The organism is uncultured Sneathiella sp., from assembly GCF_963973085.1.
In the GTDB taxonomy this organism is placed as follows: Bacteria; Pseudomonadota; Alphaproteobacteria; order Sneathiellales; family Sneathiellaceae; genus Sneathiella.
Genome location: NZ_CAXAXA010000003.1, coordinates 121,550 through 134,184 on the forward strand (window position 1 = coordinate 121,550; position 12,635 = coordinate 134,184).

8 protein-coding genes and 1 riboswitch are annotated in these 12,635 nt (G+C 57.8%); of the genes, 3 read left to right on the forward strand and 5 right to left on the reverse strand.

The features are described 5' to 3' along the window. Positions 1 to 11: 11 nt before the first annotated feature. The 4 genes from AACZ19_RS08550 to AACZ19_RS08565 all read right to left on the reverse strand — a co-directional run bounded on the left by AACZ19_RS08550 (position 12) and on the right by AACZ19_RS08565 (position 3,244). On the reverse strand, positions 12 to 371 hold the full coding sequence (locus AACZ19_RS08550) for a VOC family protein (protein ID WP_339632966.1): 360 nt from the start codon (positions 369 to 371) through the stop codon (positions 12 to 14). A gap of 5 nt (positions 372 to 376) precedes the next feature. Next, positions 377 to 919 (reverse strand): ankyrin repeat domain-containing protein, encoded by a 543-nt coding sequence (locus AACZ19_RS08555; protein WP_339632968.1) that lies wholly within the window; start codon positions 917 to 919, stop codon positions 377 to 379. Positions 920 to 984: 65 nt separating this feature from the next. Next, positions 985 to 1,941, reverse strand: coding sequence for a hypothetical protein (locus tag AACZ19_RS08560; RefSeq protein WP_339632970.1), 957 nt, complete (start codon positions 1,939 to 1,941; stop codon positions 985 to 987). An 88-nt stretch (positions 1,942 to 2,029) separates the two neighbouring features. Next, positions 2,030 to 3,244, reverse strand: coding sequence for an MFS transporter (locus AACZ19_RS08565; RefSeq protein ID WP_339632972.1), 1,215 nt, complete (start codon positions 3,242 to 3,244; stop codon positions 2,030 to 2,032). A gap of 172 nt (positions 3,245 to 3,416) precedes the next feature. After that, positions 3,417 to 3,521: riboswitch (TPP riboswitch) on the forward strand. 47 nt (positions 3,522 to 3,568) lie between these two features. On the opposite strand from AACZ19_RS08565, the gene AACZ19_RS08570 reads away from it, so the two are divergent. The 3 genes from AACZ19_RS08570 (at position 3,569) to AACZ19_RS08580 (ending at position 6,414) form a co-directional block, all read left to right on the forward strand. Next, positions 3,569 to 4,306 (forward strand): hydroxyethylthiazole kinase, encoded by a 738-nt coding sequence (locus tag AACZ19_RS08570; protein ID WP_339632974.1) that lies wholly within the window; start codon positions 3,569 to 3,571, stop codon positions 4,304 to 4,306. Continuing rightward, entirely contained in the window at positions 4,303 to 5,391 is a 1,089-nt protein-coding gene (locus AACZ19_RS08575; RefSeq protein ID WP_339632976.1) for a TRAP transporter substrate-binding protein, read from the forward strand. Before AACZ19_RS08570 ends, AACZ19_RS08575 begins: the two co-directional genes overlap by 4 nt. Before the next feature lie 180 nt (positions 5,392 to 5,571). After that, positions 5,572 to 6,414, forward strand: coding sequence for a hypothetical protein (locus AACZ19_RS08580; RefSeq protein ID WP_339632978.1), 843 nt, complete (start codon positions 5,572 to 5,574; stop codon positions 6,412 to 6,414). Here the strand turns inward: AACZ19_RS08580 and AACZ19_RS08585 are convergent. Then, positions 6,404 to 12,589, reverse strand: a complete 6,186-nt coding sequence (locus AACZ19_RS08585) for an SDR family NAD(P)-dependent oxidoreductase (RefSeq protein ID WP_339632980.1) — start codon at positions 12,587 to 12,589, stop codon at positions 6,404 to 6,406. The two genes, AACZ19_RS08580 and AACZ19_RS08585, sit on opposite strands and share 11 nt — an antisense overlap. Positions 12,590 to 12,635: the final 46 nt, after the last annotated feature.

Sequence of the window (12,635 nt, forward strand, 5' to 3'; positions counted from 1 at the left end):
CAAGCGCCTTCTTAACCTGCATCCATGTGGGTAAGGATGTTCACAAGCCGCCCGAAAGGGTCTTTCACGTAAAACCGGCGGACACCCCAGGGTTCGTCCGCCGGGCCATAGACGACGGAAATGTCCGCCGCGCATATCTTCTCATAAACCTCGTCCAGGTTATCCACCTCGATCGAGAGGTCGGGTAACTCGGTGCCGGACCCGCCCTCGCTCGCGAAACTGATTTGCACCCGTGCCTGTCCGCTACCGACATAGGTCTGTATCCAGCCTTGGTCCATCGCAACTTCCATGCCCAGAATGTCGCCATAAAAAGAACTGGCCCGTTGAATATCCTCGGTCGCGATGTTGGTGACAATCCGTTGTACGGCCATTGAAATCAGTCCCTGTTATCCGGTTCACTAGCGGCCCGTTCTTTCATGACGGCGACGGCCATGTCAAATCCCAACGCCTCGGCATCTTCAAGGGGTGAATTGCCTTCGTCGATCCGCGTCGGCCTATGGGGATCGGCGCCGCGCCGGAGGAGGAGCGTGACCGCTTCGATATCCCGCTGGGCCACGGCATAATGGAGCGGTGTCCAGTCATTAAAGCCTCGCTGGTGAATATCGGCACCATGATCGAGAATCAGCGTCATCAGCTCGTATTTATCGTCACGATCCGAGGAGAGGAGGGTGAAAAGCGGCGGAAAGCCGTCATCTTCGGTATGGTTCACATCCGCCCCGAGACGCAAAAGATCAAGGATGAGCCGTTGCGGGCTCCAGCAGAACGCATATTCCAGTGGCGTGCCGCCACAGCCAAGCTCGAAAGGTTGTTCACAATTGGGAAATCCGCGTGGATCACCAAGCAAACGGCGCACTTCCCCGAGGTCTCCCTCCCGGTATGCCTTATCCAGCGCAAGAGCCTTTTGATGAATGTCAGACATTTTCGCCGCCCTAGGTGAAACCGTCTCGGGAAGGACCGGCCCTCCGTCCCCTGATTGCCGCGTTACTACCCCTGCTCTGCCGTCGGCGGAGTATAGGTACTGGTAATCAACTCTTTCCACGCCATGTCCGTCTCGAAATCCGCCGGGCTTGAAACCCTGATCCCGCGCGCCATCAGATCCTCACAGAAAATCTCCTTGATCAGGTCCGGTGTCAGGTCATGGCTGTGATCGTCATAGGCTTCCGCCTCCGCCTCGTTCTTGAAACAGTATCCCTTCCAGAGAACCGAAAGGCGGACAGTCCCATAATCGACGAGCGCGACTTCCTCTCCCTCATCGATAACTCGCCAGCGGTTATCTTCGGTCAGTTCAAGTTTCGCATCATGGCCGAGATTGTCATAACGGTGCTGCTCGGCTTTCGGGCCAACGCTGCCGACCCGATGGAACATATATTCATTATCCGCAAGGACGCAGCAGTTGTTATAGGGTGGCCGCTCGGTCCGGGAGGGCGCACCCAGCCCGTCGGGCCAGTATTCAAACTCCCCGCCTTCACCGTCATAGAACCAGGTAATCGCCGACGCGACGGGAATCGCCCAGTCATGAAACAGGTCGGAATAACCCATCGGCGCCAGCATCCAGCTCGGCACCTCCCGGTTTTGCGCGCCGCGGAAAAACGGCAGATCCTGATGGTAGGGAAGACCCTCCGCCGGCAGGTTAAGGTTCGTCATCATCGCGACAGGGCGGATAATGTCCGCCTTGAAGGACTTCTTCGCGGCGTCGATAAACCGCTGGTTATAGAAAAACGGCTCCGCACCGTCGAAGATCACCTTCCCGCCGAGAGCCCAGAAATTGCGGAACCAGCCGCCGGATGTCTCACCCGTATCACGGTGAACCGCCGACAGGGTCTTATAGGGGCTTCCCTTTTTGATCAGATCAACAACACCGTCCGGATCATCGAATGCCGGTTCAAGACGGACGGGAGGGGCCAGAAGATGCTTGGGGCGGACAGCAAGGGAAACAGTCATGGGCTTTTCCTTTTTTACGGGTAGTATGCCATAAAGACGCCTCTTCGGTAAAGAACTGTGTCATGCCGATTTAACTGCGGATAAATGTCTATTCCGCCGGGGAAATCGTCTGTACGGCGACTTCACGGCGAACCCGTCCCGGCAGCAAAAGGGCGGCAAGCGAGATCAAGGCGGCGACAATCGCGACAACGGCAATCACGCCGGAAAATCCCGCGCCGGATTCCAGAATATATCGCGCCGCCAGAAGGGAGAGCGCACCGATCACCAGATTGAGCATAAGCTTCACCGCCATGACCTTCGATCGCCAGGCATCGGGCACATAGCGGGAAATAACCGTATCGGTGATCGGTATCTGGCCGAAAACAAAGGCCATGGCAAGAAGGGTGGCAAAAAACAACGCATAATTCATCTGCGTCGCCATTATCCCGATCAGGATCGGCTGCGCGAGCGCAATAACAAAGAGCACCGGCTTGACGCGGTATTTGTCAATCAAACGACCGACCACCATCTGTGCAAAGGCCGCAATCGCATATACCAGCGCCGCCAGCAGACCCGTCGTCGCCACATCCACCGTCACGTCCGGCATGCTGACCTCGAACATCCGCGGAATGACGAACGTCATGGTGCCAAACACGAACCCGCCCGCGGATGTCACCAGCGATATAGCGAACAGCGCCCGTTTCCAACCCGGCATGAAGCCGACGATTTCCTTCTCCCCGGCCGCATGCACCGGCGGTTTGCCGCCGCCGCGCCGAACGAACATCATGTACCCAATGCCGAAGGCGACAGCCACAGCGCCCGGAATCATGAAGGCCGCGCGCCAGTCATAATCGGCCAGAATGAACCCGGTGATCAACGGCGCCGCCGCCACGCCCATATTTCCCCACACGCCATTGAGGCCGAGGCGCCAGCCGATCTTACCGCCGCCCTGTACGACCATGGCAATTCCGACAGGATGATAGATCGACGCGAACAGGCCGATTGCCGCAAGTCCTACGGCAATTTGCAACGGCGACTGCGCAAAACCGGTCGCGATCGCCGAAAGCCCGATACCGACAAAAAAGACCATAATCATGCCGTTGCGGTTCCATTTATCGGCGATATAGGCAGCCAGTGGCGCACCCGCACCAAACAGAACAAGCGAGGGGATGCCGTAAGGGATCATCTCCGCATAGGCGCCGTCTTCTGCCAGACCAAAGGAAATGCCAGCGCTAAACGCGGCCTTGGCAAAAATCAGCATGAACAGATGGTCGACAAAATGTCCGACGTTCAGGTAAGTGAAGCGTAGCTGCTGACTGGTCACTGGATTGTTCCTGTTATAGCGGCGGCCGGAGGCGGCCTTTTCCGCGCTTTATTATCGTTTCAGGTTATCATAAAGGTTTTGAAGCTGTCACAGTACATTTTATGTCCTGTCGCTTTAGTTTTTCTAACGAAATTTTTCGCATTGCATTAAAGCCGTAATTCCATAGTATGGGGGCTGCTCATCGGGGTGCCTTTCAAGGCTGAGAGACATGAGAAATGTCGACCCGTCGAACCTGATCCGGCTAGAACCGGCGGAGGGAAATGAGGCCGATTCATTCCCACAGAGTATTCGCGCCCCTTCCCTCCGATGTGAAACGGAGGAAAAATGCGTCAAATAACGACAGATGAACTGCTTGAGGCTATTGCCCGTCGTCGTCCCGCCGTTCACTGCCTGACAAACACGGTCGTCCAGGCTCTGACGGCGAATATGCTGCTGGCCGTCGGGGCCATTCCCTCCATGTCCTCCGATATTTCCGAAGTGGCCGATTTTGTTTCCGGCGCAAATGCTCTCTTGATCAACCTCGGAACACTCGACGGAAATCGTAAATCCGCCATAGAATCAGCGATAAGCGCGGCCAAAAAGAAGGATATTCCCTGGATTCTCGACCCGGTCCTGATCGACAGGGCGCCGGGGCGCCTTGCCTATGCCAAAGAGCTTATGACGCGGAATCCGGCGCTTATTCGCGGGAACAATGGGGAAATCAGTGCCCTGAACGCCAATCCGCATACTCTCGCCCGGGAAACCGGCGCTATCGTCGCGGTGACCGGCGTTAAAGATCTTATCACCGATGGCCAAAGCGAAAAAACCGTCACCGGCGGTCATGAGCTTATGAGCCGGGTTACGGGCATCGGCTGCGCCGGCACGGCCCTTTTGGGATCCTGTCTTGCGATCGCAGACCCGTCGGCACGGCTGGAGGCCGTTGCCATCGGCTTGCGTCTTCTTGGCGACGCCGGAGAGAGAGCCGCAAACACATCGAGCGGGCCCGGCAGTTTCGCCGCAGATATCCTCGATGAAATCTACAAATCAAGCCAATCCAGCCTTCAGGAAAGGAAGGAATCATGACTGAAAAATCCCTGTCCCGACGCAAATTCATGGCAGCGTCCGGCCTCGGTGTCGCGGGGGCCGGTCTGTTCAGCACGCCGGCCATCGCCAGCGGCGCCCGGCAATGGAAGATGGTGACATCATGGCCGAAAGGGGCCCCCGGCGTCGGCGTGACCGCACAGCGGCTTGCCGACCGGATCACGACCATGAGCGGCGGCAAGCTCTCCGTCAAACTCTATGCCGCCGGCGAACTGGTGCCTGCCCTCGAGGTTTTTGGGGCGGTAGGCGGCGGAACTGCCGAGCTTGGCCATACCGCCTCTTTCTTCTGGCAGGGAAAGGCTAAAGCCAGCGTTTTCTTTACCACTGTTCCCTTCGGCCTGACCGCCCTTGAGCATATGGCCTGGATCAATCAGGGCGGCGGACAGGAGCTTTGGGACAAGCTCTACCAACCCTTTGATATAAAACCATTTATGGCCGGAAATACCGGGATACAGATGGGCGGATGGTTCAAGAAGGAGCTTAATTCCCTCGATGATCTGAGGGGTGTTAAAATCCGCAGCGCCGGTCTTGGCGGAGAGCTGTACGAGGCAATGGGTGCTACGTCTGTACTACTGCCGCCGGGCGATATTTACCCCGGCCTGCAAAACGGCCTGATCGACGCGGCGGAATTCCTCGGCCCCTGGAGCGACCGGGCGTTCGGATTTTACAAGGCCGCCCCCTATTATTACTGGCCATCGTTCAACAAACCCAACGGCACGGCGGAATGCCTGGTCAATCGTACTGCCTTTGAAGGGCTAAGCGACGATCTGAAAGCAGTAGTGGCCAATGCCTGCCAGTCAGAAAACGCCTTTGGCCTGTCCGAGTCCGACTGGGAGAATGCCCGCGCGCTGGACGACCTTATTGAGAACAAGAAGGTTAAGGTTCGTCAGTTTCCGGCCGACCTCTTGCAACGGGCCCGGTCGCTGACACCGGACATGATTGACAATTTCGTCTCCGGCGACGCCATGGCGGAGGAAATTCTGACGTCCTACCGGACAGCTCTCTCGCTCTCAAAAAGCTGGGTTCGGGTCAGCCGCCAGCCGTTTTTTGCGGCAAGAGATGTCTAGGCTACTCCCACCATTATGGTTAATAACCCGTTAAGGCCACAACCATAATGGTGGAATTTGTGACGTCTCCGGCGCGATGGTATACCATTATGGTATCATGAAGGCGTGTTTCAGCCTTGACCGTGCCGCCCTACCTCTTCATATTGCGCGCGTAAAAATCCTGAAAAAATGGAGTTCTTCATGTCCCTTCAGAGTGGCCTGATTATCCTGGGTATCATAATCGCTTTGGCAGCTGTCGCCGGATATGCCGGGCTGAATTATTTTTATAAGTCCATTTACCTTTTTGATCAGTCTACGGACGGGCCGGAAAAATACGGGCATGATGACGTAAAGGAAGTCATTTTTACCTCCGAGGACGGCTCAACGATATCGGCCTGGATCAAGCCGCCTGAAGGCGACGCGCCGGTCATTCTCTATTTTATGGGCAATTTTACGTCGATCGGCCCGTCCATGTTCCGCCTGAAACCCTTTCTGGATGAGGGACTTGGCCTTGCTGCGCTGGTCTATCGGGGATCAAGCGGTAAGGGTGGCACCCCATCCGAAGAGACTTTCGCGGCTGATGCCCGCGCCCTGTATGATCAGCTGGACAGCCTGATGGGACAAGAAATTCCGCCAAAACAACGGCTTGCCCATGGTTACAGTCTGGGAACTGGGATTGCCACTCGTCTGGCGTCGGAACGGGAGGTTGCCGTCCTCACGCTGGAGGCGGCATATGCGCGGTTTTGCGACTATTTCACGAACCGCTACTATGGCCTGCCGTTCTGCGCGATCATGACGAAGGAAAGATATGATTCCATCGACCGGATAGCGGACATAAACACCCCCCTCCTGATGCTGCACGGAGAGAGAGACGCCGCCGTCCTCATTGACTCAGGCAAAAGACTGTTCGACGCAGCTTCACAGCCAAAGGAATTCAAGGCCTACCCGGACGGAGACCATGTCAATCTCAATAAACTCGGCTTTGTTGAAGACAGCCTGACCTTCTATCAAATCCATATCCCCGGAAACTGGGTCAACGAGTAAGCAGGAGTTCGTTCAGGATTTTACCGATTTCTCCGATCGTCGGATCGATCATCATATTGAAATGGTCGCAATCGAAAGCCATAACCTCGATGTTTCCGGACACGAACTTGTCCCATCCGAGCTGCGGTCCGGCCCGCAGGAACTCCACACTTGCCTGGCTGCCCTTGAATAACAGGACATCGGCGGGATACTCCGGCGGATGATACTGATGCTCGGCTGTCAGATAGGCCTGTGTCATGCGTTGGCCGACCAGTTCATCCGGAATATGCTCACCTTTCGCCAAATGCGCCTCAATCTGCTGCATTTCACGCCCTGCCGACAGGCTTCTCCATTTTCGAAGCGGCCATTTCAGGGCAAAAGCCAGGCTCCAGTGGCGTGCCATCCAGATTTTCCCGAGAATGCCGAGCGGCTCGCCGTCTATTTCCGGCGCCAGGGTATCGAACAGGACAAGATAGCCGACCTCATGCCCGGCATTACGCAACTGATGCGCCATCTCGAAGGCGATAACGCCGCCACCTGAGTATCCTGCCAGGTGGTAGGGCCCGTCGGGCTGTTGCTTGAGAATGGCATCGACATAGCAGGCGGCCATTTCCTCAATCGTTTCATGTATTTCCGTCCCGCCATCGGAACCGAGCGCGCGCAAGGCGTAGAAAGGCAGTTTCGAATCGAGATATCCGGAAAGCGAGCGGAAGTTAAGCACATTTCCGCCCGCCCCATGGACAAGATACAACGGTTTCACCGCCGGATCGCCAGGCTTGATCCGCACAAGCGGCGACCATTCTCCATCCACTGACGCATTGTCATTTGGGGTGGACTCGATTGCTGATGTCACCACCAAATTGCCTTTGGTAATAACGACATCTGACAGGAGGCGCAGGGTCGGGGCCTGGAATAATGTAGCAAGCGGCAGGTCCGTCCCGTACTCCTTGCGTATCTTGGCGAACAGCCGCACCGCCGCCAGAGAGTGGCCGCCAAGGTCAAAGAAGTCAGCATCGGGTTCCGGCTGGCCAACGCCCAGCAAGTCTGACCAGAATCCTGCCAGCTTTTCTTCAATACTATTCGCGTAATCGCCACCGGATGCACCACCGTCTTCTTCCGGGCGTTCCCTCTTTTTCTTGCGCTGAACACCGATGCGGGCCATTTCCCGGCTGATATCGGACATGGAGGTGGGTGAGATCACCAATGAGCGCGCATCGGAATCCAGCATGCGGCTGAAAACAGCTGGGGCGTCTTGCGCTCCGATGCCTTGCGCAATCATGATGTCGACAAGCTGTTCGGGCGCTGATTCAAGATCAAATGTCGTTCCCTCAACCCGGCTGAGCGCGAATCCTTCCATTACCATCAAGGGATTGTTCTTTTCATCCAGGAACAGCACATCAAAACTTGCAAACCGGCCCGGCGTTTCGGCAACCATCCGGGCGCGGGTGATGAAACGCTGTGGCAGGGGCGCGAAAATACGCAGGCGATCCACGGACATCGGCGCATAAAACGCGCCTTCCTTGCCGACATCCGACAAAAGGTTCAGCCCGATCGTTGCCGCCGTGTCGGTAAGCCCCGGATGCGCCGCATAGGTTTCCAGATCGGAGACAAATGCATCCGCAAGGGCGAAATTGCCCTCTACCTCACCGTCGCCAAGTCGGATTTCGCCGACATTGTCCCAACGCGGGCCGAAATCAATCAGTTCGGCTTGCGAATCCCGGCCGCTGTTATCCGAAACCGACAACGCCGACACCGTTTGCAGGGCGCGGGGAATCTTGCGGTCATTCAATCGCTTGAAGACGAGACGGGCGCGACAATGCTCTGTCATCGGGCCATCAGCAGTGAGGGCGCTTTGCACTTGAAACTCATAGCCCTGTTCATTTGGCGTCAGGGAAACGGTAACGCGAGCGCGCACCCCTTCCGGAAACACCATCGGGCTGAGCAGCGACAGGGACTGCAACTCCCATTTCCGGTTTGAGGCTGCGGCCTGCATAGTGGCGCGGGCAATCTCGATATAGGCGGTACCCGGCAACACCGGAATGCCGCCCACCACATGCTCGCTCAGAACCCAAAGCTGCGCCGGATCATAATAGGAGGTAAAGGAAATAACGCCATTGTCATCCTTTTCAAGCGGCCCCAGCAGCGGATGAGCGCCCTCCGCGCTCTCTTCCACGGTGCGATAGGCCCGCGCCGCCATGCCGATATCCCGCCAGACACCCCATGATATTGCCAGCCCGTCGGACCGGGATGCGGCAAGAGATTCAAGATAGCTGTTCGCCGCCACATAATCGACCTGTCCCGGCGGCGCCGTCACCACGGAGGTGGATGAGAAGACGGCAAAAAAGTCGAGGCTTCCCTCGGGCAGCAGGGCCGCAAGGTTGCCGCCGCCGGTTACCTTCGCCGACAGCACGCGATGCGTATCGTCGAGGCTTTTGCCGAGCATCGGGGCATCATCCATGATCCCGGCGCCATGGAACACACCGTCAATACCGCCAAACTGCGCCTTGACCTCATCAAGTGCCACAGCCAGTGCCGTTTTATCCGTAACATCGGCACTCAGGACGAGGACGTTCCCGCCAGCTTCTTCAATTTCCCGGAGCGCATTAATAGCGCCTGCAACGGAAGATGTCGGCGTGGTTTTCAGGATAGCGTCCCATTCGTCCCTAGCCGGAAAAGCAGACCGGCCGATCAGGGCGAGTTGCGCCTTTGCCTCCCCGTCGAGATAGCGGGCGAGCGCGAGTCCGATACCGCCGATACCGCCTGTAATGACATAACGTCCGCCTTCCTTGATCCGTTTTGGAAGTGCCGTCGGTGCCGCCGCGGGAAGCGGCGCCAGTTTTTGCGCATAGCGCTTGCGGCCCCTGAGAGCAATGCAGTCATCCGAAGTCGCCCCGTCATGCTCATCAAGGATTGCTTTTCCCGACCAGGCCGGATCTTCCTTTGCCTCAAGATCGATATATTGCGCCGTCAGTCCGGAAATTTCCCGCGGCGCAACCCGCACCGGGCCGAGCAGTGTCCCGAGTGCCGGATAGGAGACCGGTTCCCCCGCAACGGAAAAGCCCCCACTCCCGACAAAGGTCAAACGGATATCTTCTGCCGGATCGGCCGACTGGATGGCTCTGGCGAGACAAAAGGCACTGTCAAACAGGCCTTTCTGCCCGTCTGCTGCGGATGCCATAGGCCAGCAATGCAGGATATTGGCCGGAACCTCCTTGAAGTCTGCAAGAAGAGCCTCGTAATCTTCGGCGACATCCGGAGCGAGACGGTAGTCATCTCCCTCACGGACAAAGGCGTCCCCGGGACGGACGAGCGTGACCTTCTCGCGTCGTGCCTCCAGCGCCTTTACCAGCGCATCGGAAACGGGATCGCCGCCATGGAACAGAAGCCAACCCCCGCCATGTTGTGGCTCTGCCGGCGGAACCGGCGCAAGGTCCCAGCGTTTCGAGACATACCAGTCGTCCGGATTTTCCTTCCGGGTGAGATGAACGGCGGTTTCTTCCTCAATTTCCCCGGTCTCTGACAGACGCCCTGTGCCAGGCTCGATCCAATGGCGATCCTTGGCGAAGGCATAGGTCGGCAGGGACACCCGGCGCCCGCCCGCTCCCGGCAGTTTATCCCAGTTCACCTCCCCGCCAACGGCCCAGATATTTCCCGCAGCGACAAGCGCCAGCGCCATATCGTCATCGGCCTCTTTCGGCGGACGGCCGGAGGAAATCACAGCGAGCGGCTCATTCTTGCCCGGGTTCATTTCAGCAAGCGGGCCGAGTGTATGCCCGGGGCCGACTTCCAGAAGAACCTGGCCCGGTTTTTTTAAGACTGTCTCCACCGTATCGGCGAACCGAACAGTATGGCGCAGGTGGCGCACCCAGTAATCGATGGTGGAAAAGTCCCCTTCCTGCCCCCAGTCACCGCGCAGGCTTGATACAAAGGGAATCTCCGGCGATTTCAAGTTAATTCCGTCAATTCCGCCCCGGAAATTCTCCAGCTGATCATCGAGAATACGGCTATGGGCAGCAACATTGATACGCACCCGCGTCGCCTCGAATTCCGTATCTTTCAGTTGCGTTTCCAGTGCGCCGATTTTCTCGACCTCGCCCGAAACAACGCAGAGATCTGGGGCGTTCAAGGCCGCAATATCAAGGGTCTCCCCGATAAGCTCTCTTACCTTTGTATGCGGCGCCGGAATAATCGTCATCGCCCCGGCGGCGGCGGCATCCATAACTTTTCCGCGCCAGACAACAATTTTAAGGGCATCGGCGACCGACATCACCCGGGCAATCACCGCCGCCGCATATTCCCCGGCACTATGGCCAAGCAGGGCGGCGGCCTCTACACCCCAGCTCATGAACATCATGGCATAGGCATATTCCAGAATGAAAAGCGCCGGAATGGCGTAGCCGGACATTTCCATGCTGGCGCGGGCTTTTTCATCATCCGAAGAACGTTCGAACATGACCGTGCGCAAATCGGATGGAGCATCCGCAGGCATCTGCGCGAAGCATTCATCAACAGCGTTGCGAAACGCATCTGACGTTTCCAGCAATCCGGCGCCAGCGCCCGGATATTGCGCCCCGCCGCCCGGGAACATGAAGACGACCTCCGCCTTGCCGGTTCCGGTCTTGCCCCCTGCAATCCGGCTCGGGGCTTCGTTCCAGAGAGCCCTAGACAGGTCGTCCTTTTCCCTGGCGACGATTACGCGGCGCTCGGCGAACTCGCGGCGTCCATGACGCAGGGTGAAGGCCGCATCCGCCATGGGCGGCATATCGTCAGAGGACACAAAATCCCGCCATTTCTCCTGTATGCCATCGAGCGCCGCCGTGGTGCGGGCCGAGAAGGGAAACAGCCGCCAGCAGCTTTTGGAAATCATCTCGGGACGACGCGGTGCTTCCTCGACAATGGCATGGGCGTTCGTGCCGCCAACCCCGAGGGAATTGATTCCGGCCCGGCGCGGTATTTCCCCGCGCGGCCAGGGTTTGCTTTCGTCCACAACATAGAAGGGGCTATTTGCGATATCGAAGCGATTGTTTGGTGTCTTGTAGTTGAGGGAGGCCGGAATGACGTCATGACGCAAGGCCTCCACGACCTTGATCAGGCTCGTGGTCCCCGCCGCCGTATCGAGATGGCCGACGTTGCTCTTGACGGAACCGATCCCGCAAAAGCCAGTGCCGCCCGCGCCATATACCTGCGACAGGCCCGCAAGTTCAATCGGATCGCCCACCGGCGTGCCGGTGCCATGAGCCTCGATATAGCTGATGGTTTCCGCCGGGACATTGGCAATGGCGAGGGCTTCCGCCGCCGCTTCCGCCTGCCCATCGACACTTGGTGCGAGATAGCCCGCCTTTTGCGCCCCATCGTTATTGATGGCAGAGCCAATCAGCACCGCCTTGATATCATCCCCGTCGGCGATTGCGTCTTCAAGGCGCCGGAGGACAACAAGGGCCGCGCCGGAGCCAAACACAGTCCCCTCACTATCATTGTCGAAGGGCCGGCAGATCCCGTCCGGTGACTGGATTTCCCCTTCCGCAAACTTATAGCCATGTCGGTGCGGTAGCTCGACGGTAACCCCCCCGGCAATGGCCATGTCGCATTCCATGGACAGCAGGCTGGCGGCCGCCTGATGCACGGCGACAAGCGATGTGGAGCAAGCCGTCTGGACCGCCACGGATGGGCCTTGCAAGTTCAGGATGTAGGAAAGACGCGTTGTCAGGAAGTCCTTGTCATTGCCCGTATGGCGCAGCAGAAACAGGCCGATTTCCTCAACAAGGTCCGGATTGGTCAGCAGGTTGAAAGGTAAATACGCCTGCATGCCGGAGCCCGCGAAAACGCCGATGCGCCCGTCGAAATTCTCCGGCATATGGCCGGCGTCCTCGAAGGCCTCCCAGGCGCATTCAAGAAAATGACGGTGCTGCGGATCAAGGATGGACGCCTCACGCGGCGAAAAACCGAAAAACCCGGCGTCGAAACATTCCATGTCGGAGAGATAATTGGCGGCCCTTACATAGTTGGGATCGGCAAGCTCTTTCGCACTGACCCCGTTTTCCAGCATTTCCTCCGGGCTGAACCAGCGCGTGCCCATACGTTCGTCCGACAGCAGATTCCAGAACTGTGCGACATTCCGTGCCGACGGAAATCGTCCGGCCATGCCGACGATAGCGATCTTTTCAGAAGCCTGAATTCCCTCAACACTGTCTGTCATAATACTTGTTCATCCCCGCCCGAACCGGCGGTATTGTTACTGGTGA

Coding starts and splice junctions, on each gene's coding strand:
- AACZ19_RS08550 (WP_339632966.1), bottom strand. CDS start 371: ATGGCCGTACAACGGATTGTCACCAACATCGCGACCGAGGATATTCAA.
- AACZ19_RS08555 (WP_339632968.1), bottom strand. CDS start 919: ATGTCTGACATTCATCAAAAGGCTCTTGCGCTGGATAAGGCATACCGG.
- AACZ19_RS08560 (WP_339632970.1), bottom strand. CDS start 1,941: ATGACTGTTTCCCTTGCTGTCCGCCCCAAGCATCTTCTGGCCCCTCCC.
- AACZ19_RS08570 (WP_339632974.1), top strand. CDS start 3,569: ATGCGTCAAATAACGACAGATGAACTGCTTGAGGCTATTGCCCGTCGT.
- AACZ19_RS08575 (WP_339632976.1), top strand. CDS start 4,303: ATGACTGAAAAATCCCTGTCCCGACGCAAATTCATGGCAGCGTCCGGC.
- AACZ19_RS08580 (WP_339632978.1), top strand. CDS start 5,572: ATGTCCCTTCAGAGTGGCCTGATTATCCTGGGTATCATAATCGCTTTG.
- AACZ19_RS08585 (WP_339632980.1), bottom strand. CDS start 12,589: ATGACAGACAGTGTTGAGGGAATTCAGGCTTCTGAAAAGATCGCTATC.